This window comes from Arthrobacter sp. B6, from assembly GCF_001663775.1.
Classification (GTDB): Bacteria; Actinomycetota; Actinomycetes; order Actinomycetales; family Micrococcaceae; genus Arthrobacter.
Genome location: NZ_KV467168.1, coordinates 1,377,837 through 1,402,832 on the forward strand (window position 1 = coordinate 1,377,837; position 24,996 = coordinate 1,402,832).

Sequence of the window (24,996 nt, forward strand, 5' to 3'; positions counted from 1 at the left end):
CTACATATCCGGCTCATCGCAGTTGAGGGTGTAGCATCCAAAATGGTGTGCCGGGAAGCCTGGTCGGCGGCGATGCCGCCCCGCCTCTGGGCGGCAAGGGAATCCGTCTAAAGGAGCCTGCCATGCATGTCTTGATCATGTCGTTCGGGACCCGCGGCGACATTCAGCCCTACGCCGCCCTCGCCGGTGCACTTGCCCGCGCGGGGCACGACGTCACCCTCGCTGTCCCTGCGGGATTCGCAGATCTCGTGCCACGCGACGGCCCCGGGACCATCAGGCACCAGCCCGCCGGCTCCGCCATGCTGCGCCTTGTTCAGGAAATCATGCCTGAGCTGAGCGGTCCCCGGGATGCATTGCGGACACTGGGGATCATGACCTCCGCGATGCGCGAGCTGAACGCGGAGTGCTGGGCTGCCGCCCAGGCGGCGCGCCCCGACGTCGTCGTGTACCACCCCAAGTGTCTTGCCGGGCCGCACATCGCCGAGGCGCTGGGGGTGCCCGGCGTGCTTTCCCTCCCGTTGCCATTCTTCACCCCGACGCGTGCGCATGCCATGCCGTTCTTCGGCGGCGCCTCCTTCGGGGCGTTGGGAAACCGCGCCTCCTACGCGTTCCGGAGGATGAGTGGGGCCATCTACGGCGGCATGATCAACAACTTCCGGCGCGAGGTCGGCCTGGGTCCCGTCCGCCGTCTCGCCGACCCGCTCAGGAATGCGGACGGCAGTCCGGTCCACATCCTGTACCCCTACAGCAGGCACGTTGTGCCTGTCCCCGAGGACTACCCGCCTTCGGCCCACGTCACCGGCTACTGGTTTCTGGATCACAACGGCGACGACGATGACCGGGAGCTGCCCGCGCAACTGGTGGACTTCCTCGCAGCGGGCGAGCCTCCGGTCTATGTCGGGTTCGGCTCCATGGGCTTCGGCAAGGGAGCGAACGAGCGACGTGACGCCGTTCTGGCCGCACTGCGGGTTCATGGTCTACGCGGGATCGTCGCGACCGGGTGGGGCGGCATCGCCCCCGGCGAGGCCGGGACCGACGACGTCCTGGTCCTGGAGGGCGCACCCCACGAATGGCTCTTCCCGCGTGTCGCGGCAGTCGTGCACCACGGCGGTGCGGGCTCGACGGCGGCCGGCATACGGGCAGGCCGGCCGACGCTGGTGGTACCGTTCCTTGGGGACCAGCCATTCTGGGGTGCGCGGGTCCATGCGCTCGGCATCGGACCCGCCCCGCTCCCGCCCAGGCAACTCGGCACAGCCCTGACCGAACGTCTGGGCGACCTCGTCCATACCGGCTCTTACGCCTCCCGTGCCAATGAGCTGGGCGCCGCAGTCCGCGCCGAAAACGGGCTCGCCGCCGGGGTCCATGCCCTGGAGCAGATCACCGGTGTTACTCCCGCGGACGAATAGATCAGCCGATGACGGTCACCTGTCTGTTGGCGACCACGGCCGGTCCCGCCGTAATCACACGAGCCGGTAACGGCAACGAAGCCAGAAGGGACACCACTGGGCAGGTGACCGCCCCCGTCGTACTCCGCCGCTCGCAGATTTGCGGCTACCGGCGAACAAGCCGCCACAGCGACGTGACCTCGGCCGAACGCGCCTCGAACAGAGGATCGTCGCGGTCCGATGCCTTCGGATGCGTAGGCCTGGTGTCCAGCCGTTCCGCCACCTTCAGCCCGGCGGCCCCGATGGCGCCCAGCAGATCGTCACGCGTCCGCAGGCCAAGGTGCTCGGCCAGGTCGGAGAGGACAAGCCAGGCCTCACCGTCTTGTTCTAGATGGTCGGGGAGTTCATTCAGGAAGCGGAACAGCATCCTGCTCCCCGGGTCGTAGACAGCGCTGTCCAGGGTGGAATGCGGCGTGGCCGGAATCCAGGGCGGGTTGCACACGATCAGGGGTGCCCGCCCGGGCGGGAACATGTCGGCCAGGACAGCCTCAGCACGGTCCTCGACGCCGAGGTTCCGGAAATTCTCAGCGGCGCAGGCGATTGCACGCGGTTCATTGTCCGTCGCCACCACGCGGCGGACGCCGCGGCGCGCGAGGACGGCAGCGAGCACCCCGGTGCCGGTTCCGACGTCGAACGCCAGCGTGTCAGAGGGAAGCGCAGCGGCGGCCACGAGATCCACATACTCGCTCCGGGTGGGGAAGAACGTGCCGTAGTGCGGGTGGATGCGCCCCTGCAGGGCATCGACGTAGACACCCTTCCGCCGCCACTCGTGGGCGCCAATGGCCCCGACAAGCTCATGCAGCGACACAACGGACGGTTCGCCGATATCGCCGTACGCTTCAGCGGCCGCCTGCCGGATGTCCGGTGCGCGGCGCAGCGGCACCACCGGGCCCGGATCAAGGGGAATCAGCAGCAGGCCAAGAATGCGAGCACGGTGCGAGGCTGACTGGCGGTGCCGGTAGAACTTTTCGGCCGGAGTTGCCGCAACCTCTTTCTTTCCGGCGCCCATCCGCCGGTCCATGGCGTTGAGGATCTGCCGTGCGTTGTGGAAGTCACCGTGCCAGAGCATCGCGATCCCCTGTGACGCCATCCGGTTCGCATCATCGGCCGCGAGGGAGTCGGAGACCACTTCGACGCGCGTCGGCGCCGGTCTGCCGTTCGCCGAACGCCACCGCGCGGTCATGGTCTTACCAGCCTCGAGCCAGGTCACGACGGCGGGATCATTTACCGCAGCTGGGCCCGCGGGCTTGCGGACCGGCGTCGGGATTCCTGCGGGAGCTGGAGTGTCGGCAGTGATAAAGATCCATTCCAAGCGTCAGAGGAGCCGATCGGCGACTGACGATTGCGGCGGTGATCCACGACGTGGAAGGCGACGGCCCCAGATTCCGGACCGTCATCCGGCCGCGAACCGAGCGTGGTTGATGGCACTTAGCCATCCAACCTGCATTGTCAGGATACAGGTGTGCCATGATCGCCACCCGCCGCCCGGCCATGTGAACCCCGGTCCCAGGTTGCCGCGGTTGGGTGCGGCGGGTGGGCCGTCCTGCTGAAACGGCCTAGCCTTGGAGCATCGGATCCAAGGCTCATCAGCTGTACTCAGGCTCCTGTTCCCGGAAACGTCCTTGAGCAGCACCCCCGGAAAGGTATGCACCCATGCGGATACTCGTCGTCGGAGCCGGAGCCACAGGCGGGGCGTTCGGTACGCTGCTGCAGGAAGCGGGACGGGATGTCACGTACCTGGTGCGGCCGCGCAAGCAGGAGGTCCTCCGCCGCGACGGGCTCCGATTCATCTCCCCCACCGCTGACCGGACGCACCCGGTGAAAACAATCACGGCACCGGACGGGTCAGAGGCCTTCGAGCTGATCCTCGTCACGGTCAAAGCCACCGCCTTCGAAGGCGTCCTCGGCGAACTTGGCGCTTTCGTGGGGCCCGGAACCACCATCATTCCCATCCTCAACGGCATGGCCCACGTGGACCGGCTTGAGCAGCAGTACCCGGGCCAGGTGCTCGGCGGCCTGGCTCGGATCGTCGCCACGCTCGACGGCGATGTGGTCCGCCAGCAGGTGCCCCTCACTTCCCTCATGGTGGGCGGGCTGAACGGAAACGCTGTCCCTCCGGAGGTTTCTGAGGCTCTGGACGTGCCCGGCGTCGACTTCTCGGTAGCCGACGACGTAGTGGGCGCACTGTGGGACAAATGGGCCTTCATCGCTGCCGCGGGGATCGTCAATTGCCTGTTCCGGGCGCCGGTGGGACGGATCCTCGAGGCCGGCGGGCAGTCCAGGATCCTGGAGGCGGTCAGCGAAACCGAAGCGGTGGCGGCCGCGGCAGGACATCCCGTTCCCAACACCGCTCATGCACAAGCGGTCGGTATACTCACCGAGCCAGGATCGGCCTTCACGTCCTCCCTGTACCGGGACCTCACCGCAGGGCTCCCTTCGGAAGCGGAGCATATCCTCGGTGACCTCGCCGGCAGGGCCCGCAGCCTCAACGTCCCTACGCCACTGCTGGACCTCACCCTCATCCAGATCAGGGCCGGCCTGCAGCGCTGACCCACTCCGCCCGAACGGGCGATCTCAGGAACAAGGCTCCATGGAATGTAAGGGTCGCCAAAGCCAGCGGCCGCCGTCGTACATTACGACGGCGGCCCGCTGGCCAGGGTGCCAGACTCCCCTCCTGTCCGGGGCTTTACTGTCCCGGGGGCCGGTAGGACGGTGTCTTTTTGGCGGCTTCGTCGAGGTCTTCCACGGTCAGGAGCGGCTTGAGCCGGACGTTGACGCTTCCCGTCGAATTGATCAGCAGCGACAACGCTGCAGCACTTGCATCGTCCGGCGCCTCAAAAACGCCAAGGACGTCGTAGTAGCCAAAAGCGTAGTAGAAGCACTCCAGCGATCCGCCTATAGACTTGAGGGCCTCCGTCAGCGCATCACGCCGCTTGGTACCGCCTTCCTGCATGAGCCCTTTGATGCCGTTGCCCACGTACGTCGCTTCAAACAGATATTTCGGCATTGTCATTCCTTTCCTGGATTCCTGTCCCAGGGGCCACTCATCGCCATGGAACTGTGGTGCAGGATGACGTCCACACAGACTCCTCCTCAGCTGGCTCCATCGCCATGCAGGAGCGGCCCAGATCCGGCCCCTTATCCCGTGGAAACGGGGTGGATGACCCCGTTAGGGCAGACGTTATTCCTCGGGCAACGGGCAGTCAATACGCGCGGATTTCCCGGGCTCAGTCCCCGGGCACGCACTCGATCCGCCCAGTCCCCACCGGGAGTTCACAGGTCCGCGGCCTACCATGTCCCACATGAAGTCTGCCCGGGACGCCCGCTCTGCCGCCGTAGTGATCAACGCCGGATCACGCCGCGGGGCGGCACACCAAGTTGCTGTGGACACGATGCGAAAAGCAGGCGTGCCGATCTCCGCCGTGCACCACGTGCTGTCCGGGGGCGAGCTGGCCGTGACACTGGACCGAGTGGTGGCGGACGGGCACGACCTGATCATTGTCGGTGGCGGCGACGGGACAATGACCTTCACCGCCGGTCGTATTGCCGGAACCGACGTCATGCTCGGCGTTCTTCCACTGGGCACCGCCAACGACTTCGCCCGCACGCTGGAGATACCGAATAGCGTTGCCGAGGCGTGCGCTACCGTCGCAGACGGGAAGGTCGTGGACATCGACCTCGGCCGGGCCAACGGTGAGCCCTTCCTCAACGTCGCATCCGTGGGCCTGTCGGTGGCCGTCACCGAAGCTCTCAGCCCCCGCCTGAAGCGGATTCTCGGGCCGCTGGCCTACGGCATTGCCACGCTGCGCGCTTATGCCGGGCACAAGGCGTTCCGGGCCCGGCTCGAATTCCCGGACGGGGACCACGAGACGATGGAGTTCGACGACCTGCTTCAGGTGGCGGTCGGCAATGGCCGGCACTACGGCGGCGGCAACACGGTCTCCCCGACGGCGGGAATCGACGATCACACCCTTGATATCTACGCCATCCTGGCGGGGCCGCTCCGGGAGCACGTGAGTATCGCACGGTTCCTCAAGGACGGCAGCTTCATTAAACACGACAGGGTGTACCACGTGACCAGCCGTGCTGTCCGGGTGGTCACCGAGCAGCCGCTACCAGTGAACCTCGACGGCGAAATCGCCACCACCACGCCCACCGACTTCACCGTCCAGCGCAACGCCGTCCACGTCGTAGTACCCCAGAGCAGCACCAGCGCGCTGTTCGACGGACCGGGCGCCGCGAACTGGCCGGCCGTTTGAAAGCTGGTTTACGCCGGGCGCCGGAGGCGTCAGTGCGACGGCATCTGGGAAGGCGCGGCAGCGGCTTTCCCCAGAAGCCAGCCCCACCAGATCAGGACGGCCCCATAAAGCACACCCGCGAGCAGGCCCAACACCGGAACGAACGGACCCTCAAGGGCCAGGAACAGAAGGCTGCTGACAGCCAGCAGCATCCCGGCTGCGCGGGGGAAAACGGAGCAACGGGCCGCCGCGGCGCCGATTATCGCCAGACCCAAAAACCATCCGAGGGCTGCAACGCCAATGACGACCATCGGCCAGGAAGCCAGCAGCGGCCCGTCCAGCCGAAGCAGGTCAGGAGCCCGTTCCGCAAGCACGGGAAACACCACGGCTTCGACGGCGGAAAGGGCGCCGGTGCAGCCCGCACCCACCAGGGTGACTACCAGGCCCGCGCGCCCCAGCCTGCCCATCTGGTCCCCGTGGGCGGCGACAATGCCGGCCGCTCCGAAAACTGTCAGAACAAAGACAACCAGGCCGGCCAGGTGCACGGGAACCCACCATGCCGCCGATTCCAGGACCACGTCACTGACCGGCCGGTCGAAGATGCTCGGATGCAAGAACGTCACGGCGATGAGCAACACACCGGTCACGGCAAACGACACTGCTGACAACCGAAGAGAGACCCTCAACATGGCCATGTCTCACTATAGATTTTTGGCGCCGCCGCTGGGAACGGAGTCGCTTTGTTCACTGCCGGCAAGGAAGTTCGGGCAGGAGGGCATCATGTTCTATATCGCCAGGCACTCAGGGCGCGGGCGTCAAGTCCTGGAGCAGTTCGCGTATCGGAACATTCGGCCATTCGCACAGCACGGAGCCCAGTGGTGGCGGCCGCCCCCTCCGCGGCGTCGACGGACTGCCCGCCGCCGTCGATATACTCCAAACATGCCATTCACGCGCCTCGACCTAGGCACCCACACCCAGCCGTCCACCCCCGAGCAGCCCGGGAACGATCTGTGAGCGGCGGTCTCGTCGCCCTGCTGGATGACGTCGCAGCCCTGGCCCGCATAGCGGCCGCCTCGGTGGACGACATCGCTGCCGGGGCTGGCAGGGCAGGGGTCAAGGCCGCCGGCGTGGTAATCGACGACGCCGCCGTCACGCCGCAGTACGTGTCCGGGGCGGACCCGTCGCGCGAACTGCCGATGATCAAGCGGATCTTCTGGGGTTCGCTCCGGAACAAGCTGTTGATCATCCTGCCGGCCCTGCTGCTCATCAGCGCCTTCGCCTCATGGGCCATCCCGTTCATCCTTATGCTCGGCGGCACGTACCTCTGCTACGAGGGTGCCGAGAAGGTCTGGCACAAGCTCCGCGGCCACCACACCGCGGACGAAAAGGCGCCGGCGGTCGAGCGCGGTCCGGAGGCCGAGGCCAAGGTCATCAAGGGCGCCATCACCACCGACTTCATCCTGTCCTGCGAGATCATGGTTATCTCGATGAACGAGGTGGCCGGTGATTCCCTGTTGTCCCGGGCCATTATCCTGGTCGTCGTGGCGCTCGCGATTACGGTGCTCGTATACGGCGCCGTCGCACTGATCGTCAAAATGGACGACATCGGCCTGCACCTGGCCGCCAGGAAGTCCGCGGGTTCCCAGCGGGTGGGCGAGTTGCTAGTGAAGGGGATGCCCGCCGTGCTGGCCGCGATAACCTTCATCGGGACCATCGCCATGCTTTGGGTTGGCGGCCACATCATGCTGCAGGGGGCCTACGACCTCGGCTGGCACGCGCCCTACGACTTAGTCCATGTCCTCGAGGGACCTTTCACTGGGATCCCTGCCGTGGGCGCCTTCCTGGCCTGGCTCGTGAACACCCTGTGCTCGGCCGTCATCGGACTCGCCTGGGGCCTCATCATCATGGCTATCGTGCATCCGCTGCTCAACGTGCTGCCGTTCGGCAAGAAGAAGGGCGGGCACGAGGAGGGCGACATCCGCGCCGAACTTGCCGGCTACCGGCCGACGAAACGTGGTGCCGACCCCTCCCCTTAGCCCGTATCCACCGGGGAAGACAAGGCACCCTGGCCGCGTGCCGCCGTCGTACTCCCCGGCCTCAGCGCCGGGCTACTGGCAGCTGCCGTCCAGCGCCTTCTGCGCAAACTCCACGAGCCCGTAATCGCGTGAAGGCGCATCCGCGCTGAGGGGTTCGGCAGCGTGGGCCACAAACACGGCCAGCTGCCTGGAGCCATCGGCGCTGATCATCGCGATGGAAGCATAGCCCGGTGCTCCGCCGAGATGTCCGTAGTAGAAATCGCTCGTGCAGCTGTCCCACCATTTGGCCAGGCCGAGCCCGTACTCGGAGGAGTTGGGACTTTGCATCTCCTCCACCAGTGCGGGACTCACCAGCTTGCCCGACAGCAGGGCAGCGTAGAACATGTTCACGTCCTGAACTGTGGAGATCATGCCGCCGGAGGCAGACCCGCTCTGGACTCCGGCCTCGGCGGCGTCCACCCGTTCGCCGTCGATCATGACATAGCCGTGGACCATGGTGTCGGGAGCGTTCGCGGTTCCGGTCAGCAGCGTTCCGCCCAAACCGAGGGGCTCCACGATGTCAGTCCGCAGGACATCCCCCATGCTGCGGCCCGTCACGCGCTCGGCGAGGAGTCCCAGCGCCACGTAATTGGAGCTTGAGTACTCGTACAAGCCAACCGTACCGGCGTCCCATGGCACGGTACCTGTCAGTTCAAGCCTTCGCTCGGCGGTAAGCGGGGTGGTCAGGAGCTGTTTCAGGGGACCCGACCTGATGAGCGGTTCCTCGAAGGTCGGCATCCCGGATGTATGGTCCAGCAGCATCCTGACAGTTATTGGCTTGGGCGGGTGCAGGACCGAATCGAACTCCGGCAGGTAATCGCTCACCAGGCCGTCCAGCCGGATCTTGCCCTGTTCAATTAGCTTGAGGACGGAGGTGGCCACCATGGACTTTGTCAGGCTGGCCACGTGGAACGAATCATCGGGCGCGGCAGGAACGTTCGTCTCAAGGTCCCGGACGCCCGACGCACTTGACCAGACGTCCCCACCCAGCACCGCCTGGATGAGGACCGCTGAGGCTCCCGCTGCCAACCGGTCACCACTGAACTGTTCCAGGTCAGCCTTCAATTCGTTCATGGACGATGAAGGCGTCGGAGCCGGACCTGGTCCGGCGGAGCAGCCAGTCAGTACCAGCAGGAGGACAGCAAGGCCGAACGCAAAGGTGCGTCCAAGGGCACCATGACTCCGGCTCTGCAACATCCCGGCAACCTCTCCTGCATGGGGCAAAAATGCGCTAGCTGCTGGCCCCGCACGCCCATATTCAGATGCTCCTCACGCCGCCGGCCCGAGTCAAGAGCCTTAGTCAGTGTCTCCCCGCAGGGCATCGAGGCGCAGCTTCCTGCCGGTCTACGAGGGGAAAGCACACCGCGGACCGGCACTAGGCTCGGACCATGATCGGACGAGTTGATGAAGTCGTAGTGGATTGCCAGGACCCCGCCGGACTGGCCCAGTTCTGGTCCTCGGTCCTCGGTGGCGAACCGGTGCACCGGAGCGATGCGTGGTCCTTCATTGATCCGCCGGGATGGACACGGCTGGCCTTCCAGCGAGTCCCCGAGGGCAAGCAAGGGAAGAACCGCCTTCATATTGATGTGCACGTGGACGACGTGCCGGCGGCCTCGGCCGCAGCTGAAGCCCTCGGAGCTGTCAGGATCGGCACGATCCACAGAGATGCCGTTGGCACCTTCCAGGTGCTGCAGGATCCGGAAGGAAACGAATGGTGCGTTGTCCGCTCAGCTTCATAAGGACAGCAGACAAAACCGCGCTGGTCCAGGCCAATAGTCAGGAATCGGCCAGGGTCGTGGCGTTTACGGTAACCACCCCTGCCAACAGAACCACCAGGACCTCCATGAAGGCAAAGCACTGGGATGCCATCAGGCTCCCCCCGTGGCCTCCAGTAAATCCTGGCGTTAGGCACCGCCACCCAGCCGTTTCTCGTCATAAATTGTTCGTCCCCCATCCCTCAACAGTATGAGAACTTGGACCAGCAGGTTTCGCACTAGCCCCTTGCGGAATCCGACCCCAATCGGTGAGCCCTTGGCCGAATTCCTGATTTGACGCCCACAGCTGCCCCAGCCCCCGGTCGGGAATCGAGTACTACAGTGGATGCATGGCTGCCAGCCGCAATCCGCTCGACGACCTGCGCGAAACCATCGGCCATCTGGCCGATCAGCTCAGGCTGCACGGTTCGGAGCGCGTCGACGACGTGGTCGGCGAACTCATCGGTGCGAGGCCCGGGCCGGCCCGGCCGCTGTCCGAGGTGCAGGCCGAGCTCGACGCGCTGGTCGGACTGGAGACCGTTAAGGAACAGGTGCGGGCCCTCGTCGCACTGCTCCAGGTCCAGGCCCGCCGCAAGACGCACGGCCTGCCGGAGGTGGCCACATCACAGCATCTGGTGTTTCTCGGAAACCCAGGCACGGGCAAGACCACCGTGGCGCGGCTCCTGGCCGAGATGTACCGCGCGGTCGGTCTGCTGCAGAAAGGCCACCTGGTCGAGGTGGACCGTTCGGGCCTGGTGGGGCAGTACGTCGGCGCGACCGCCATCAAGACGGACAGGGTGATCCGGCGTGCGCTGGACGGCGTCCTGTTCATCGACGAGGCCTACGCGCTGGCCCCGGAGGACGGCCGGATGGACTTCGGCCCCGAGGCGATCGAGGTCCTGCTCAAGCGGATGGAGGACCACCGCCATCGCCTGGTCGTGATCGTGGCCGGGTACCCGCGGCTGATGGAGTCCTTCTTGCTCTCGAACCCCGGACTGCGCTCCCGGTTCGCCCGCGAGATAACGTTCCCCGACTACTCCGTCGACGCACTCCAGACGATCTTCCACCAGATGCTGGCCCAGCACGAGTACACGCTGGAGCCGGGTGCGGACCAGATGCTGCGCCGCATCCTCGCCGGGCTCCACGCGGGCGAGGACTCCGGCAACGCACGGTTCGCCCGCACGCTGTTCGAGCAGGCGCTCAACCGCCAGGCGCTGCGCCTGTCGCGCGACGAGGAACAAAGTCTCGACGCGCTCGATCGTGAGGCCGTCATGACGCTCACCACGGACGACATCGTCGAGGCCGCGCTGGCCTTGGGCGAGGAGCCGGAGCCGGAACCAATGCCGGAACCGGAGAAATCACGCTGGTGGAAATGGCTGGTCTGACCGGATCTGCGGCGGCTGTCAGGCGAAGGCCCGTCACTTTCGCAGGCAGCCATTCGGTCATCTCCCCGATGACGGCGTGTCAGGTCAACCCTGGATCCACCGCTATTCAGACAGTCCCAAAGGTCATGGGTCAAAGTGAAAGTAGACGTTGGTGTCGCCGGAGACCGATGCGATAACGGAGGCGGCCAGGTCTCGTAGTTTCAGGTTTCTGGAACTGGCAGCACTGCGGAGAATTTTGAAAGCGGTGTCGTGGTCGCAGTGGTTCTGGCTCATCACCACCCCTAGTGCTGAATCAATGACCGTTCTATGTTCAAGTGCTGCGTATAAATCGTGCACGGTTTCCGTAAGCTTGGTGATCCGCAGGGCAGAGCGGAGCATCCTTGAGGCCTCCTCGGCGAATGCCTCAGCGGCATAGATGTCGTTACGCGAGAAGGCATCCGACGTGAGGGCAGTTAGGCCCATGACTGCCTGGTTTGGGCCTTCCACCTCCAGGGGGATGCTCAGGCAGGATCTGATGCCTCGTTCGGTGGCGGATCGAGCAAGGCGGGGCCAGCGGTCATCGCCGCTCAGGTCGGAGGCATGGACCGTGCGTTGCTCGATCAAGGCTGTCAGGTTTGGACCTTGTTTGAAGTCGTCCTCCAACTGGTCCAGTGACCGGGCCAAGAGTCCGCTCGAGGCCTTTATCGGATGCTTTTTCGGGCGGTTGATTGATATGCCGCAGGCGGTGTCGGAGCTGTCGCAGTTCACAATGTTTGCGCCGACGGCGGTCAGGTTTTCCACGAAATCCTCGAGTTTTCCGTCGTTCAAAATGAGGTCCTCCAGTTCGAGAGCCAAATCCGGTTTCGGTACGGCCATGGTCGTGGTCTTTCTGCAGTGGTCCTGGATCAGCCCCGTACCGGCGCATTCACGGACTTGGATGATTGCATCTGCGGCAGCGCGTTTGTCGCCGAATGGTCCCGAAACGGCTAGCACGCTACCGTCGGGCGCGAGGAGCTGGAAACGTATGTGGAACTGATCATCGGTGAACAGTTCGAAATGTCCGGCCATGATGGCCATCCTCCCTGCCGGGTCAAGATCGAGGTCCTGAGCAGCCAGCCGGTAGAAAATATGATTTGGTAGGCGCGGGGCCAGAGGTGCGTCAGGTCCCGCTACTTCGCTGCTTCCATCACCTGGCAGGGTGTCCGTGCCTGAACAATTGATGGCGTATCTTTGGCGGCCTCGTCGGGGAGCGATGTCGTAGGCGAGTGCCGGCGGTTCGCAGTTGCGCGATACGGATTGTGCCGGTGACTGCCACGAGGAGTCCGCCGATGACCGCGGCGATGGAAAGGGCGATGCCGAGGGGCACCGAGCCCACGAGCCCGAAGTACTGTACGTGCACCTGTTCCTGGTTCTGAAGGATGAAAACGATCAGGAGTCCCAGGAGTACAAGGACAGCGACGGTGGCCATCCACACAAGAGCGGCCCGGGTGGGGTGCCGCGGGCCCCCTTCGGGGCCCTCGGAGGGCGTGCGTTCGCCTGTCGCCGGTTGCCGTGCAGGCGGTGGAGGGATGGAGGTTCGAGGAGTTAGCGGATTTGTTTGCATGTTGCCACCTTCCTTTCAGGTTTTATGGCGTGTCTCCTCTGGCCCTGTTTGAAGTCCGAGGCCTTTAATGAGCCACTGAGCGCCGGCCATCATCAGCAGGAAGCCGACGGTGCCGACAATAATGAGTTCTTTTGCGATGCCTACGATGACAAGGGTGAATGCGGCTGTTCGAGGAGGTTGAACGGCGGACCGTTCTACGTCCTGCTGATGGAAAGCTCGACCACTGTAAGCGCTGGCAGACCAGGCTCGTGAGGCGCTGCGCCGTTAAGCAACGCGCTGCCGGGCTGCTGGTGAGTTACACGTAGCGGGTCCGGGGCGCCAGTCCGCATCGGGGCTGGTTCGCCGCGCGGCGCATGACGCCGTTGGCAGCAGTCCTTTTCGGTTTCTTCAGTCCCCAGCGATGGCGCGGCGCGGTGTACGGCGCCCGTTGCCTGCGAGGTCGACAGTGAAGTACCAGTGGGGCTGGCTGCGGCTTCCGCTTGCGGCGGCACTTCCTCGGAAACCAGATCGTCTGCTGCCTGAACCGGGCCGCACCCGGGAACGATAGCGTACCGGCTGCCGGAGGTATAGGAAGCGGCTCCCGTAAGGAGAAGGGTCAGAAGAAGCCACACGAATAGGCTTCGCAGCGAAACGCGGCTGCGAGGCATTCCTGGTGAGGACCAGTTCAGCGCGGCCATCTCCGAATCCCGGTATGTGTCATTTAAAGAGCCTAGCTACCGGCGCCCATCGGATGGTCACACATGTGTCACTTTTGGGCTTCAACTTGAGAGGACAGGTGGCTGAAGGCTCGGACGGGGCCTTCCTCGAGGGGTTGACGGCACTCGCGCTGCTGGCGGTCCGCGCCATCGGCTCGGGTCACTTCCTTCGAGCACAGCTCCTGCGCACTCTGAGTGAGTTACGAGTCCGTCAAGAATGACCCCTGGCCATCACAGGTAAATAACGTGGGGTTGCCGAGGCAGATCGGGCACGTAGCCTTTTCAGTGAAGTGCATTGCGGAACCGCTACCGGAACCGAATGCGGACAGGATGCAGAACCTGTCATCCCTACAACGGGACCCGTGAGATATCCGGGACACACAACAAGATGCGCGCACGGGCTTAGCCGGTGGCGGTCGGCAACGGCCGCCGGCAGTTCCGGCCTCGACCCGCACGCGGGTGTGTTCCAATGCGCCCACAGGGAGGAACAACACCATGTCCGATGAAAAAATGGCAGAACTCAGGAAACTCAGCGACACCGCCCAAACAGTTGCGGAAAGAGACGATGACATCCGTGGCCGTGATGTGAAAGACCGGGACGGGAACGACCTTGGAAAAGTCGATGACCTTCTCATAGACCCGGAAGAAAACAAGGTCCGGTTTCTCGTCGTTGCCTCGGGTGGATTCCTGGGGATCGGGGAAACGAACTCCTTCATCCCCGTCGAGACGATTTCACGAATCACCTCTGACGAGGTTCATCTGGATCAAAAACGGGATCACGTGGCGGAAGCGCCTGCTTATGATCCCGACCTCGTAGCAGAGCGGGATTTTTACCAAAGTGTGTACAGCTACTACGGCTACCAGCCCTACTGGACGCCGGGCTACGTCTACCCGGCGTACCCTTTCCCGCCCCGCTAGGGAATCCGTTTCGGCCGGGGCGGCCCTGCCCTCCGCGCCGGCGTCTAAGGCAGGGCAGGAAATCCGACGCTGGCAGGGACATCCTGCCGGCATTGGCAAAAGGAAAGTGATGGTGATGGGAATGAAAAGCAAAGCAAGCGTCCTGATGGCAGGAGCTGCCATGGTGGCAGGCCTCCTTGCAGGTTGCGGAGAAGGAACAGTGGTCGAAGAAGCCCAGGAAGCGGGACCGACCGCGGAAGCGGCCATTCTGGGCGCGACCGTCACCGTGCAATCAGAGGTCCAAGAGGTAGTCGGCCCCAACGCTTTTACCGTAGGTGATGACTTGGAGGAAGACACTCTGGTCCTGGGCAAAGGAATCAGTGAAGGCCTGGAAGAGGGCAACAAAGTACAAGTCACCGGCACTGTCCGCAGCTTCATAAAAGCCGATGTGGAAAAGGACTACGGGATAGATTTCAACGACGATGAGGACACCTTCGTCGTCGAATACGAACAGGACCTCGCCGTCGTGGCCGACCAGGTCCAGGAGCTTCCCGACTAGTGAAACTACGGAAGCCCCGGCCCCGCCTGCCAGGGAGGGCTGCCGAACACCGCTTCCGCGGGCCGGGTCAGTGCAGGGAAACCTCAGCGCAGGGAAGGAACAACAATGAAACCACGTACACCCGGGGCGACCACCCCCGAGGACATTCGAGATGACTCCGTGGCCGCGGAGCGCGGCCGCTTCGGCGGGATCAAACCTGGTTCCGCGTTTTTCGGCTGGATGACGGCGATGGGTATCTCGGTATTGCTCACCGCACTGATCACGGCTGTCGCGGCCGCGGCAGGAGCTACTAGCAACTTTGAGCCCTCAACCGTCTTGAACCAGGCGTCAGAGAACCTCCAGATGGTCAGTATCACCGGAGCAATCATCCTGGCCGTGGTGCTGTTCATCGCCTACTACTGCGGAGGCTACGTCGCCGGACGCATGGCTCGCTTTGACGGGGCCAAGCAAGGCCTCGCCGTCTGGTTGTGGGCTGTCATCGCCACAATCGTCGCTGCAACTCTCGCGGCGTTGGCCACACAGTTCAATAACGTGCTCGACGCCACAGCCTTTCCCGGCCTAGCAGCGAATGAGGAAGCCCTCACGGCCGGCAGCATTACCCTCCTGTTCATCGCGGCTCTGGTGACCTTGGCCGGAGCTGTTCTCGGCGGACAGATGGGCATGCGCTTCCACCGCAGGGTTGACCAGGCTGCAGTAAACCATCAGACCGGCCAGGGGAAATAGTCAGGCAACCGCCTGGAACTTACGACGGCAGCACCGCTGGTCTGCAGATGGACCAGCGGCACGCTGCACGAAGGACCAAGGAGAGACCATGGGACATGAGGCCAGGATCAGGACCGGCGGCACTGCACGGACCGCGCCGGCTGCCCTCCTTGCCAGGGTGGCAACGGCAGCGGCTCTCATCGTTGCCGCCACTGCACCCGCTGGGTGCAGCACTTCGGAACCGGGACCGGAGGGCACGGTTGAGATCGAAGAGGTTCACCTCGATGCCATCAGGGAAGTAGTACCCGACGTGGAGGAGTACACGAAGGTGACCGTCCCCGGTGAAGTTGAACGGATCATCTCCCCTTCTAGCTTCTCCATCGTTGATCCTGAGGATCCACTGGTCGAGGAACTTCTCATCGTGCATGAAACGGCACTGGATGGCATCAGCCCTGAAGCAAGAGTCAAGGTCACAGGGGTGGTATACCGCGGCTTTGACGTAGCGGAGGTAGAAAAGGAAACGGGCATCGACCTGGATCAAGCCCTGCACGAGCAGTGGCAGGGCGACTCGTACATCGTGGCCTCCGGCATCGAACCTTCCGGCGCGTCCGGATGACCACGACCGGCGGGCGCCCGGAGAGCACCGTAGGCCAGGTCAACGCGGAAGGGCGCTGACACCCCCAAAAGGTCTAAAATGATCGTAGGTTTGCACCCTTCGTGCTCCCAGTACGCTCAAGGGCGCAGCCCGAAGGAGGGAACGCCATGGATGCCAGAGAGAATTCGCAGCCGCTGGACCGCTCCACCCCCGGCCCGGTCAGACCGGCAGGGGTGACGGGGAGGCCGGACGTCTGGGCCGCGGTGGCCGGCCTGGTGTTCACCGCCCTGGTGGTGGCCAGCTTCTTCACGCCCGACACGCCCAGTACCGACAGCCCGGCGGAGGACATCGCTGCCCAGCTTGCCGGCGACCGCACCGCCCACCAGGTTTCGCTGCTGCTGGGATTATTCGCCGACATCGCCTTCCTGGTGTTCCTGGCCGGCCTCTGGAGCAGGCTGCGCCGATGGGAGGGCCCGGCCGGGATGTTCTCCGCGCTGGTCCTCACCGCCGGCGCTGCCGTGGCGGCGCTCATGCTGGTGTCGGGGGGCCTGTACATGGCGCTCCTCCAGTACGCCTCCGGTGGCCAGCCCGACCCGGTGGCGCTTCGCGCCCTCACCGTCCTCAACGACTGGGTGGGTGGTGCCATTGTGCCCGCCAGTATCGCGATGTTCCTCGGTGCGGCGGTGGCCATCCTGACCACCCGGGCGCTACCGCGCTGGCTGGGCTGGCTGGCTGCCGCCACAGCCGTGCTGCTGCTTATTTCCCTCGTGGGAGTCTTCCAGACCGACACCGAGGGAAGCGTGGTCGACATCGCCGGTTTCGCCGGCTTCCTGCTCTTCGTGATCTGGGTCCTGGCCACCAGCGTCGTGCTGCTGCTCCGGCCCGGCCGGCAGCCGGCCGGTCCATAACGCCCGAAGGCCCGGAACCGCGAGCCAAGCGCCGCCGTCTTTAATCACGACGGCGGCGCTTGGCTTATGTGCGGTTGTGCACCTCACAACCCCCGATCACGTAGGCCAGCACAAATTCTTCATCCCTTCCTGGATGCCGCCAGTCATGCGGCCAAATGGACTAACACCGGTACTTTGTGCGACACTTCACAGGTTTTGGTGTGGTGCGCGCCACTACGTCTACACGACGACGCGCAGCACCCACCGCACCACCCACGCTCTTCCATGGAGGGAACCCACACTTATGAGCGATGTCCTGTCAGCCATCAATGGCGTGATCTGGAGCGACTGGCTCGTCTATCTCTGCCTTGCCACCGGCGTCTACTTCTCCGTCCGTTCGCGCTTCCTGCAGGTGCGGCACGTCAAGGGAATGATCCAGCAGCTGCTTCGGGGTGAGAAGTCTGCCTCCGGCGTCTCCTCGTTCCAGGCTTTGGCCATGTCCCTGTCCGGCCGGGTCGGTACCGGCAACATCGCCGGCGTCGCCACCGCGGTCGCCTTCGGCGGACCGGGCGCCCTGTTCTGGATGTGGGTCGTCGCCTTCCTGGGCGCGTCGACGTCGTTCGTCGAGTCGACCCTCGGCCAGATCTACAAGACCCGCGACCCGCTGACCGGCGAGTACCGCGGCGGCCCGGCCTACTACTTCTCCCGCGCGCTCGCCCACACCAAGGGTGCCAAGTTTTTCAAGATCTACGGCTACGTCTTCGCAGCCGTGACCGTTCTGGCCTGCGGTGTCCTGATGCCGGGTGTCCAGGCCAACTCGATGGCCACCGCGATCGGCGGCGCCTGGACCCTCGAACCGTGGATGGTGGCCGTCGGCGCCGTCATTCTCCTGGCGTTTGTCATCATCGGCGGAGTGAAGCGCATCGCCAGCGTCGCGGCGTTCGTCGTGCCGTTCATGGCCGTCGGCTACATCGTCCTTGCCATGGTCGTCGTCTTCATCAACGCCGCCCAGCTGCCGGAGATCCTCGCGCTGGTGTTCCGCAGCGCCCTGGGCATGGATTCCGCCCTCGGTGCCGTTATCGGCCTGGCCGTGATGTGGGGCGTCAAGCGGGGCATCTACTCGAACGAGGCCGGCCAGGGAACGGGTCCGCATGCCGCGGCCGCCGCAGAGGTGTCGCACCCGGCGAAGCAGGGCCTGGTCCAGGCCTTCGCGGTCTACATCGACACCCTGTTCGTGTGCTCGGCCACCGGCTTCCTGATCCTCTCCACCGGCGCCTACCGCGTCTTCTCCGGAGGCACCGAAGACGGCGAGGTCCTCGTTGAGGGCGGCCTGCTTTCGGCCACGGCCAGCGTTGGGCCCCAGTTCGTACAGACCGGATTCGACTCCGTCTTTCCGGGGTTCGGCGCCGCGTTCATCGCCATCACGCTGATCTTCTTCTGCCTGACCACGGTCATCGCCTACTACTACATGGCGGAGACCAACCTGCGCTTCCTCGTAGGCAACTCCTCAAACACGATGATTCCCGGTGTCCGGGCCAGCGTGGGCCGCGTGACCACGATGACCCTGCAGGTCCTGATCCTCATCGCCGTCGCTTACGGCTGCGTGAACACTGCCGCCGACGCATGGGTGATGGGCGACATCGGCGTCGGCCTCATGGCCTGGCTGAACATCGTGGGCATCCTGATCCTGCAGAAACCGGCGTTCAAGGCGCTCAAGGACTTCGAGAGGCAGCAGAAACTCGGCCTCGACCCGGTCTTCGACCCGCAGCCCCTCGGCATCACCGGAGCCACCTTCTGGGAGTCCTACAAGCCGGCCGACCGCGAGAAGGAATCCGCGCGGATCTAGCGCGCATTTGACCGTGCGCCGCGCCGTTCACGCGGCGCACGGTCACCCCCCCTCCCCGGCGACCACAGGGCCCGGCGACGTAGATGCGGAACTGCACGCGGCGCCGTCGTACCTTCCGCCGTCATCATCAGGCGCTGATTCCGGGACCCAACCCGGACTGTGGTAATCCGGTAGGTATGTCTCCCTTATCCGAATCTTCCACCACGGCATCGGCCGGGGAAGAACGCAGCGCCCGAATCGCCGTCACCCTTTTCCCGGTGCTTATCCTGGCCGGAGGCGCCGTAGCGCTTGCTGCCCCCACAGCCTTCACCGGGCTGGCCCCCTGGATCAACCCCCTCTTGGGACTCATCATGTTCGGCATGGGGCTGACCCTCACGCCTCCGGACTTCGCCGTCATTGCCAGGCGTCCTGTCCCGGTGGTGATCGGCGTTGTGGCGCAGTATGCCGTCATGCCGCTCCTGGGCTGGCTGATCGCGGCGGCGCTGGGGCTGCCGCCTGCGTTGGCCGCGGGCGTCATCCTGGTGGGCTGCTGCCCCGGCGGAACGGCGTCCAATGTGGTGTCCTACCTGGCCAGGGGTGACGTCGCCCTGTCCGTGGCGATGACCACCGTGTCAACGCTGATCGCTCCCCTGCTGACCCCGGTGCTGGCATTGTGGCTGGCCGGTCAGTACATGCCGGTGGACGCCGGTTCGATGGCGTGGTCCATCGTCCAGATTGTGCTGTTCCCTGTGCTGCTGGGACTCGTCCTCCGGCTCTTCCTGCCGGGCCTGGTCAACAAGACGCTGCCTGCCCTTCCCTGGATCTCGGTGCTCGCCATCACCACCGTGGTGGTGGCGGTGGTGGCCGGAAGCGCAAAGGCCATTTTCTCCGCAGGGCTGCTGGTTCTCGCTGCGGTGATTCTGCACAACGGCCTGGGATACGCCCTCGGTTACGGTGCGGCCCGTTTGTTCCGGCTGCCGATTCCGTCCAGGCGTACCACCGCGGTTGAGGTCGGCATGCAGAACTCAGGCCTCGCGGCAGGCCTGGCACGGCAGTATCTGACTCCGGAAGCGGCCCTGCCCGGCGCGATTTTCTCGGTCTGGCACAACGTTTCGGGTGCGGTTCTGGCCGCGTACTGGCGCCGCCGCAGCGCTCCTGCTGTGCGCGACGGCGAGCCGGTTCCGGCGGCTGTCACGGAGTAAGCACAACTCCAACTGAAAGATGTCACTGGCCACCCTCGTCCTGCCGCCCTAGGATCGAATGACCAGCCGATAATCAGTCAGGGCCGCCGAGAGTACCGGCGGATCGACTCACCCGGTGTTCATTTCTTGCCCTGCCTGATGTGGAAGTCAAGAGAGGGGGACCGCCCGTGGAAGTCCTGGTCAGCACAAACAGTGGCGTCGAGGGCAGTGAGCAATCAGCCCGTAAGATCGGATCCACTGTCAGCAGCACACCTGCAAGCCGGATCGGCGTAAAAGAAACCAGCCGATGGGAGGGCCCGGCCGCTGCCTAAGGGTCCGCCACTTCCAACCCGGCCGCCGATAATCGGCATCGAGCACGCACTGCGAAAGGACGAAGAAGTGTTTACGCAAACCGACCTGGCCCGACTGATGACCACCGAATCTGCCACCGCTGTATCGATTTTCATGCCGATGCATCCTAAAGGAAAAGAGGTCAGGCAGGATCCCATCCGCCTGAAGAACCTGCTGGCCGACGCCCGATCGAAGCTCATTGCAGCTGGCATGTCCGAAGCAGACGCCGGCTCTGTTCTTGAGCCCGCAACAGCCCTTCTGGAAGATCGAGAATTTTGGCAGCACCAGGGCACCGGCCTGGCCCTTTTCATCAACGAGAATGAAACAAGTGAATACCGGGTTCCCCTGACCCTCGAGGAACGCGTGGTGGTGGGAGGAAAATTTCACCTGAGGCCCTTGCTGCCCATACTGGCGGCAGACGGACACTTCTCCGTCCTGACAGTCACGGCTGATAAAGCTACCCTCTTCAGCGCGTCCCGCTACGAACTGGTTGAGGAAAAGACTGCCGGGCTTCCCGAGAGACCGTCTGTGGAAAACGATTATGAAAACCCCGTGCAGGCCAGCCCACCCGCGCGTCCGAATGTAGGAACAGCGAACATTCCCAATGCACAGGTTTACGGGGACAGCCCTCCCGATTTCAGGAAAGCGCGTCTCCTGGAATTCGTCGCGGATGTGGCCAAAGCCGTAGAAAGCCGTCTCTCAGCGAGCCCCCAACCCCTGGTACTCGTCGCCGATGCTGAGGTTGGCGGGCATTTCCAGCAAGCGAGCGACCTTGGCCAGCACCTGGCAGGGGTGGTGGAGATCAATCCGAACTCACTCGATGCTTCCGCGCTGCACGGCTTAGCGTATCCGCAGGTGAAAGAGCGTCTGGACCGCGGACGGGTGGAAGCCCTGGCCAACGCGGCAGAACTCCTGGGCCGGGGAGACCACACAGCCACGACGCGTATCGCGGACATTGTCCGGGCATCACACCAGGGCCGGGTCGGCACTCTACTCCTTCCCGACGGCGAGCCGGTCTGGGGGCGCTACGACAGCGAGGCTGACAACCTCGAGACAGGGCCCGAATTTGAATCCTCGGGTGAAGATCTCTTGGGCATCGCTGCAATGAAGACGCTGCAAAACGGAGGGGATGTCCACGTTATGTCAGCAGACGAACTCCCCAAGGAAGCCGATGCGGTAGCTCTCCTGCGCTACTAACCAACAGATGGGTCCCGTGCGGAGGCTGCTGCAGTGCATCCTGATCGCGGGGCCCTCGGCAAACGTGAAACACCGGCAAGGGAGATACCGTGCAGGAATCCAAAACCGTCGTCGTCGGCTATGACGGGTCGGCTCAAGCGGCCAGAGCCGTCCGCTGGGCTGCCGAGCAGGCAGCCCAGCGGGACTGTCCCTTGCATCTGGTGCATTGCACGTTGTGGCCCCTGCCGGACCACGGCCCCGATCCTGTCCCCGGCGAAGCAGTCCCCGGACAGGATCGATCCCCGCAAACCACCCTCGAAGAGGGCCTGGCACACGTCAGAAAGGCCGCTCCGGGGGTGGAAGTCAGGACGAGCCTTGTCTACGGGTGGCCTAGCGTTCACCTGCCCAAAATTTCGGCGGGCGAAGAAATGCTCGTGGTGGGAAGCCGCGGCATCGGCGGGTTCCTCGGGCTGCTCGTCGGATCCGTAAGCCTGGAAATGGCAGCCACGGCAGCCTGTCCCGTTGCAGTGATCCGGTCCAACGAACACCCTGCCGGGCCCGTCGTCGTCGCCGTGGACAGCAGCCCGGGCTCGGCAGCGGCACTCGAAGATGCCTGCACCCTTGCCAGCGTCACGGGAACGGACCTCATCATCGTTCACGTCGTGCACGCCCCGCCCGGTTACAGGATGCTTCGCGATCCCGTGGACTCCTACCCTGCCGCAGAGGCCCTTCTGGATTCGACCGTCAGCACTGCGCGCGCCCTGGCGCCCGGAGTTACCGTCGAAAAACGGCTGCTCACCGAGACGTCCGTCCCCCGGGCCATCCTGGAAGCGTCCCAGGGTGCCCGCATCACCGTGGTGGGGACCAAAGGCCATGGACTCATCAAGGGCACTATCGGTTCCACCGCCCATGCGGTCCTGCACCATGCCCAAGGTCCGGTGCTCATCGCCCGGCGCAACGACACTGCGCATGGCCGCCAGGAAAATCCGTAGAAAACCGTCCGCCGCTCGTTTCACCGGAGTGATGTGCTGGTGAAATAAGCGGTGTACCTCGCCCAACGAGGCCGTCCCCTGAAAGGCCTGAAGCGGCGGGGCCATTCACTCCGAAAAGGAGTAGGGTGGCTCGCAAACGCTGTGCCCCGGGGCCCCTAGCCCCGAACAATGTCCCGGCAGCTCCAGGTGGTAGTGATGAAAAAGCTGACAATAGCGATAGTCGTAGCCGCCGTCGTGATGCTGATCGTCGGCCTCGCGGTCGAGGGGCTTGGCATCCTGATAGGCGTCGCACCGGTCCTGCTGGCCGTGGCCGGATTGCTCCTGTTTCTGAACCGCCGCTCCGGCGGGCACCGGATCCCCCGCTGAGGCGGGGTGGAATCCTTGCCCCGGCCCCGGAGACCTGGGCACGTGAAGGCTGATCTCCTGCGACCCGAACTGTACGGGAGCCCTTCGTTCACCGGGTAAACTTATGGAGGAATTGTTAGGCCCACAGAGCCCGGTTCCATCCCCCTCCTCCTTGAATGGAACCCTCCCGCATGTCCTCCGCGATTTCCGCGCCGGCGCCCCAGCGTTTCCCGCTGGCCGCCATGATGGTCCTGGCCGCCATCGCCTTCACCGCCATCACCACCGAACTGCTCCCCTCCGGCCTGCTCCCCCAGATCAGCACCGGCCTGAACGTGTCCGAACCGGTGGCCGGCTACCTTGCTGCCGCCTACGCCGCCGTCATCGTGGTCACCGTGGTGCCCGCCGCGCGCCTGCTGGGCAGGGTCCCGCGGCGGCCCCTGCTGGTGGCGCTCGTCCTGACCTTCGCGCTGAGCAACGCCCTGGTGGGACTCGCCCCGGACTTCACCTCCGCGATGGTCGCACGGCTGGTGGGCGGCCTCGCCCACGGACTGCTCTGGACCACTATGGCCCCCTACGTCTCCCGCGTGGTCCCGGCAGCCAAGGTGGGCAAGGCCCTGGCCATTGTCTTCAGCGGCAACAGCCTGGGCCTGGCCATCGGCGCGCCGATCGGCACCGCACTGGGCACCTTCCTCGGCTGGCGCGCGTCGTTCCTGGCCCTCGCCGGCTTCAGCGTGCTCCTGGGCGTCCTCGCGTTCTGGCTGTTGCCGTCCTCCCGCCGCGCCGCGGGCGAAACCCGTCCCTCACTGCGCGCGGCCATCGCCCAGCCCGGCGTAAAGCCGGTGGCCATCGCCTGGCCGCTGCTGGTCCTGGCCCACTTCGCGCTGTTCACCTACATCGCCCCGTACATCCGCGACGCCGGCCTGCCCGACTACGCCATCAGCCTCTCCCTCACCGTCCTGGGCGTCTCCGGCCTGCTCGGCATCTGGATCGCCGGGCTCACCGTCGATTCCCACCCGCGCCGTTCGCTTTTGATTACGACGGCGGCAATCGCCGTCTCGATGCTGCTCCTGCCTTTTGTGGGCGGCAGCCTTGCCTTCGCCCTGGTGCTGATGACGGTATGGGGCGCCGGGCTGGGAGCCATCGGCATCTACAACCAGTCGGCCATCCTTCGCGCGGGCCGCGAAAACAAGGACGCCGCCAACGGGCTCACGGTCCTGACCATCCAGCTGGGCATCACCATCGGCGCCCTCTATGGTTCGGCTGCGCTGGTGGTCGCCGGCCCGCTGCTGGTCCCGGCAGCCGCGGCCATCCCCGTCATCGCGGCACTGGTGATCGCCTACGCCGGAAAGACGGTGGCCTACCCGCCGGGCCCGCGCGAGTCAGTGTGGAAGAGCCCGCGGCCCGTCAAGGAACATGAAGGTACCAGCAAGTAGAGGCCGACGCGCGCCCCAAGGCTTTGTCGGTGCATCATGGTCGCTCAAGTTGAAGCTCAAAAGTAATACGCGCGTGACCACCTGATAAACGCCCGTAGCTAGGCTGGTGGCATGGCGACTACCGGGAATTGGGGATGGCCGCGCTGAGCTGGTCCCCCTTGGGAGTGCTTCGCCGCCCCGTTTCGCTGCGGAGCGTTTTCGTGTGGCTCCTTCTGGCCCTGCTGCTGGCGGGAGCGGCCTCCTACACGCACGGCAGCCGGTATGCCATCGTTCCCAATCACGGCCCCGCCCAGTCCACGGGCGGGCAGGCAGCTGAAAAAGTGCCGCTGCACGCAGGAACTGCCGCCAGTCCTGCTGAAACTTCAGCTTCCGCATTGCTAACCGGCGTCGTCCACCAGGCCGGGCCAACAGCCGGGACTGAAGAAGTGGAGAAGGACTGCTGCGAACGGCGCCAGGCGCCCCGCAGTGAACCAGCGCCGCTCCGGACCGGCGCAGTGGATCCGCCGTCCTTGACCGGCCAGCGGTCCGGGGACGGGATGCTCTCCGCGCCCGTGCCTCCGGATCCGGATTTGCCGGGGCTTACAGTGATCAGGCTTTCCATCAGCAGGACGTAGACGCGGCTGGCCGTGCCACTTCATCAACCCTGCTTTATACCTGGAAAGTAAACCAATGACACATCCACAGTCGTCCCGGGTAGCTCGTCGTGCGCGCCAGAAAGAACAACTAAGAGGCATGGCTCGTGGAAGACCTCCGGAGGACCCGGAGCTGCGCCGCATGATGACCTCACATATCCACTGCGGCCAGGAAATGCAGCTGGTCGGCATGGCCACTGCCCTTCCGGTCGAACAAACTACAGCAGTAAACGACGACAGCCTGCTT

24 protein-coding genes are annotated in these 24,996 nt (G+C 64.7%); 18 read left to right on the forward strand and 6 right to left on the reverse strand.

The window, feature by feature from the left end:
• Window positions 1-122 precede the first annotated feature (122 nt).
• Window positions 123-1,406, forward strand: a complete 1,284-nt coding sequence (locus AU175_RS05900; RefSeq protein WP_066286637.1) for a glycosyltransferase — start codon at window positions 123-125, stop codon at window positions 1,404-1,406.
• Window positions 1,407-1,551: 145 nt separating this feature from the next.
• Here AU175_RS05900 and AU175_RS05905 read toward each other — a convergent pair whose 3' ends face one another.
• Window positions 1,552-2,628, reverse strand: coding sequence for a N5-glutamine methyltransferase family protein (locus AU175_RS05905; protein ID WP_066286638.1), 1,077 nt, complete (start codon window positions 2,626-2,628; stop codon window positions 1,552-1,554).
• 470 nt (window positions 2,629-3,098) lie between these two features.
• Between AU175_RS05905 and AU175_RS05910 the strand changes: the two genes are divergently transcribed.
• Entirely contained in the window at window positions 3,099-3,995 is an 897-nt protein-coding gene (locus AU175_RS05910; RefSeq protein ID WP_066286640.1) for a ketopantoate reductase family protein, read from the forward strand.
• Between the two features lie 136 nt (window positions 3,996-4,131).
• On the opposite strand, the gene AU175_RS05915 is transcribed toward AU175_RS05910, so the two are convergent.
• Window positions 4,132-4,452, reverse strand: coding sequence for a GYD domain-containing protein (locus tag AU175_RS05915; RefSeq protein ID WP_066286642.1), 321 nt, complete (start codon window positions 4,450-4,452; stop codon window positions 4,132-4,134).
• 295 nt (window positions 4,453-4,747) lie between these two features.
• On the opposite strand from AU175_RS05915, the gene AU175_RS05920 reads away from it, so the two are divergent.
• Window positions 4,748-5,704 carry a lipid kinase gene (locus AU175_RS05920; protein ID WP_066286644.1) on the forward strand — a complete coding sequence of 319 codons (957 nt, stop codon included), beginning with the start codon at window positions 4,748-4,750 and terminating at the stop codon, window positions 5,702-5,704.
• A 29-nt stretch (window positions 5,705-5,733) separates the two neighbouring features.
• On the opposite strand, the gene AU175_RS05925 is transcribed toward AU175_RS05920, so the two are convergent.
• Complete coding sequence (locus AU175_RS05925; protein ID WP_156642194.1) at window positions 5,734-6,378, reverse strand: hypothetical protein; 645 nt, start codon at window positions 6,376-6,378, stop codon at window positions 5,734-5,736.
• Between the two features lie 315 nt (window positions 6,379-6,693).
• Between AU175_RS05925 and AU175_RS05930 the strand changes: the two genes are divergently transcribed.
• Window positions 6,694-7,719, forward strand: coding sequence for a DUF808 domain-containing protein (locus AU175_RS05930; protein ID WP_066286649.1), 1,026 nt, complete (start codon window positions 6,694-6,696; stop codon window positions 7,717-7,719).
• Between the two features lie 72 nt (window positions 7,720-7,791).
• Here the strand turns inward: AU175_RS05930 and AU175_RS05935 are convergent, their stop codons facing one another.
• Window positions 7,792-8,832, reverse strand: coding sequence for a serine hydrolase domain-containing protein (locus AU175_RS05935; RefSeq protein WP_231938476.1), 1,041 nt, complete (start codon window positions 8,830-8,832; stop codon window positions 7,792-7,794).
• A gap of 314 nt (window positions 8,833-9,146) precedes the next feature.
• On the opposite strand from AU175_RS05935, the gene AU175_RS05940 reads away from it, so the two are divergent.
• The gene (locus tag AU175_RS05940; RefSeq protein ID WP_066286652.1) at window positions 9,147-9,497 is read left to right on the forward strand and encodes a VOC family protein; all 351 of its coding nucleotides are present in this window, start codon (window positions 9,147-9,149) and stop codon (window positions 9,495-9,497) included.
• Between the two features lie 365 nt (window positions 9,498-9,862).
• Window positions 9,863-10,897 (forward strand): AAA family ATPase, encoded by a 1,035-nt coding sequence (locus AU175_RS05945; RefSeq protein ID WP_066286653.1) that lies wholly within the window; start codon window positions 9,863-9,865, stop codon window positions 10,895-10,897.
• 123 nt (window positions 10,898-11,020) lie between these two features.
• On the opposite strand, the gene AU175_RS05950 is transcribed toward AU175_RS05945, so the two are convergent.
• The gene (locus AU175_RS05950; RefSeq protein WP_197497052.1) at window positions 11,021-11,944 is read right to left on the reverse strand and encodes an ANTAR domain-containing protein; all 924 of its coding nucleotides are present in this window, start codon (window positions 11,942-11,944) and stop codon (window positions 11,021-11,023) included.
• 118 nt (window positions 11,945-12,062) lie between these two features.
• Window positions 12,063-12,479 carry a LapA family protein gene (locus AU175_RS05955; RefSeq protein ID WP_082979034.1) on the reverse strand — a complete coding sequence of 139 codons (417 nt, stop codon included), beginning with the start codon at window positions 12,477-12,479 and terminating at the stop codon, window positions 12,063-12,065.
• A 1,190-nt stretch (window positions 12,480-13,669) separates the two neighbouring features.
• Between AU175_RS05955 and AU175_RS05960 the strand changes: the two genes are divergently transcribed.
• The 12 genes from AU175_RS05960 to AU175_RS06015 all read left to right on the forward strand — a co-directional run bounded on the left by AU175_RS05960 (window position 13,670) and on the right by AU175_RS06015 (window position 24,731).
• Window positions 13,670-14,092, forward strand: coding sequence for a PRC-barrel domain-containing protein (locus AU175_RS05960; RefSeq protein ID WP_066286660.1), 423 nt, complete (start codon window positions 13,670-13,672; stop codon window positions 14,090-14,092).
• A 121-nt stretch (window positions 14,093-14,213) separates the two neighbouring features.
• The gene (locus AU175_RS05965) at window positions 14,214-14,630 is read left to right on the forward strand and encodes a hypothetical protein (protein WP_156642196.1); all 417 of its coding nucleotides are present in this window, start codon (window positions 14,214-14,216) and stop codon (window positions 14,628-14,630) included.
• Between the two features lie 105 nt (window positions 14,631-14,735).
• Window positions 14,736-15,353, forward strand: coding sequence for a hypothetical protein (locus tag AU175_RS05970; RefSeq protein WP_066286663.1), 618 nt, complete (start codon window positions 14,736-14,738; stop codon window positions 15,351-15,353).
• A gap of 88 nt (window positions 15,354-15,441) precedes the next feature.
• Window positions 15,442-15,948 (forward strand): hypothetical protein, encoded by a 507-nt coding sequence (locus tag AU175_RS05975; RefSeq protein ID WP_066286664.1) that lies wholly within the window; start codon window positions 15,442-15,444, stop codon window positions 15,946-15,948.
• A 146-nt stretch (window positions 15,949-16,094) separates the two neighbouring features.
• On the forward strand, window positions 16,095-16,835 hold the full coding sequence (locus tag AU175_RS05980) for a DUF4386 family protein (protein ID WP_066286666.1): 741 nt from the start codon (window positions 16,095-16,097) through the stop codon (window positions 16,833-16,835).
• Between the two features lie 283 nt (window positions 16,836-17,118).
• Window positions 17,119-18,660 carry an alanine/glycine:cation symporter family protein gene (locus tag AU175_RS05985; protein WP_066286667.1) on the forward strand — a complete coding sequence of 514 codons (1,542 nt, stop codon included), beginning with the start codon at window positions 17,119-17,121 and terminating at the stop codon, window positions 18,658-18,660.
• A gap of 176 nt (window positions 18,661-18,836) precedes the next feature.
• Window positions 18,837-19,841 carry a bile acid:sodium symporter family protein gene (locus tag AU175_RS05990; protein WP_066286668.1) on the forward strand — a complete coding sequence of 335 codons (1,005 nt, stop codon included), beginning with the start codon at window positions 18,837-18,839 and terminating at the stop codon, window positions 19,839-19,841.
• 378 nt (window positions 19,842-20,219) lie between these two features.
• Window positions 20,220-21,368, forward strand: a complete 1,149-nt coding sequence (locus AU175_RS05995; protein WP_066286670.1) for a baeRF3 domain-containing protein — start codon at window positions 20,220-20,222, stop codon at window positions 21,366-21,368.
• An 89-nt stretch (window positions 21,369-21,457) separates the two neighbouring features.
• Window positions 21,458-22,339, forward strand: a complete 882-nt coding sequence (locus tag AU175_RS06000; protein ID WP_066286671.1) for a universal stress protein — start codon at window positions 21,458-21,460, stop codon at window positions 22,337-22,339.
• Between the two features lie 195 nt (window positions 22,340-22,534).
• Window positions 22,535-22,705 (forward strand): hypothetical protein, encoded by a 171-nt coding sequence (locus AU175_RS06005; RefSeq protein WP_156642198.1) that lies wholly within the window; start codon window positions 22,535-22,537, stop codon window positions 22,703-22,705.
• A 170-nt stretch (window positions 22,706-22,875) separates the two neighbouring features.
• Window positions 22,876-24,117, forward strand: a complete 1,242-nt coding sequence (locus AU175_RS06010) for an MFS transporter (protein ID WP_066286675.1) — start codon at window positions 22,876-22,878, stop codon at window positions 24,115-24,117.
• Between the two features lie 134 nt (window positions 24,118-24,251).
• On the forward strand, window positions 24,252-24,731 hold the full coding sequence (locus AU175_RS06015) for a hypothetical protein (protein WP_066286677.1): 480 nt from the start codon (window positions 24,252-24,254) through the stop codon (window positions 24,729-24,731).
• Window positions 24,732-24,996 lie beyond the last annotated feature (265 nt).

Coding starts and splice junctions, on each gene's coding strand:
- AU175_RS06010 (WP_066286675.1), top strand. CDS start 22,876: ATGTCCTCCGCGATTTCCGCGCCGGCGCCCCAGCGTTTCCCGCTGGCC.
- AU175_RS05990 (WP_066286668.1), top strand. CDS start 18,837: ATGTCTCCCTTATCCGAATCTTCCACCACGGCATCGGCCGGGGAAGAA.
- AU175_RS05900 (WP_066286637.1), top strand. CDS start 123: ATGCATGTCTTGATCATGTCGTTCGGGACCCGCGGCGACATTCAGCCC.
- AU175_RS05970 (WP_066286663.1), top strand. CDS start 14,736: ATGAAACCACGTACACCCGGGGCGACCACCCCCGAGGACATTCGAGAT.
- AU175_RS05910 (WP_066286640.1), top strand. CDS start 3,099: ATGCGGATACTCGTCGTCGGAGCCGGAGCCACAGGCGGGGCGTTCGGT.
- AU175_RS06005 (WP_156642198.1), top strand. CDS start 22,535: ATGAAAAAGCTGACAATAGCGATAGTCGTAGCCGCCGTCGTGATGCTG.
- AU175_RS05980 (WP_066286666.1), top strand. CDS start 16,095: ATGGATGCCAGAGAGAATTCGCAGCCGCTGGACCGCTCCACCCCCGGC.
- AU175_RS05940 (WP_066286652.1), top strand. CDS start 9,147: ATGATCGGACGAGTTGATGAAGTCGTAGTGGATTGCCAGGACCCCGCC.
- AU175_RS05920 (WP_066286644.1), top strand. CDS start 4,748: ATGAAGTCTGCCCGGGACGCCCGCTCTGCCGCCGTAGTGATCAACGCC.
- AU175_RS05985 (WP_066286667.1), top strand. CDS start 17,119: ATGAGCGATGTCCTGTCAGCCATCAATGGCGTGATCTGGAGCGACTGG.
- AU175_RS05955 (WP_082979034.1), bottom strand. CDS start 12,479: ATGCAAACAAATCCGCTAACTCCTCGAACCTCCATCCCTCCACCGCCT.
- AU175_RS06015 (WP_066286677.1), top strand. CDS start 24,252: ATGGCCGCGCTGAGCTGGTCCCCCTTGGGAGTGCTTCGCCGCCCCGTT.
- AU175_RS05915 (WP_066286642.1), bottom strand. CDS start 4,452: ATGCCGAAATATCTGTTTGAAGCGACGTACGTGGGCAACGGCATCAAA.
- AU175_RS05925 (WP_156642194.1), bottom strand. CDS start 6,378: ATGGCCATGTTGAGGGTCTCTCTTCGGTTGTCAGCAGTGTCGTTTGCC.
- AU175_RS05945 (WP_066286653.1), top strand. CDS start 9,863: ATGGCTGCCAGCCGCAATCCGCTCGACGACCTGCGCGAAACCATCGGC.
- AU175_RS05905 (WP_066286638.1), bottom strand. CDS start 2,628: ATGACCGCGCGGTGGCGTTCGGCGAACGGCAGACCGGCGCCGACGCGC.
- AU175_RS05960 (WP_066286660.1), top strand. CDS start 13,670: ATGTCCGATGAAAAAATGGCAGAACTCAGGAAACTCAGCGACACCGCC.
- AU175_RS05975 (WP_066286664.1), top strand. CDS start 15,442: ATGGGACATGAGGCCAGGATCAGGACCGGCGGCACTGCACGGACCGCG.
- AU175_RS05935 (WP_231938476.1), bottom strand. CDS start 8,832: ATGAACGAATTGAAGGCTGACCTGGAACAGTTCAGTGGTGACCGGTTG.
- AU175_RS05965 (WP_156642196.1), top strand. CDS start 14,214: ATGAAAAGCAAAGCAAGCGTCCTGATGGCAGGAGCTGCCATGGTGGCA.
- AU175_RS05950 (WP_197497052.1), bottom strand. CDS start 11,944: ATGGCCGGACATTTCGAACTGTTCACCGATGATCAGTTCCACATACGT.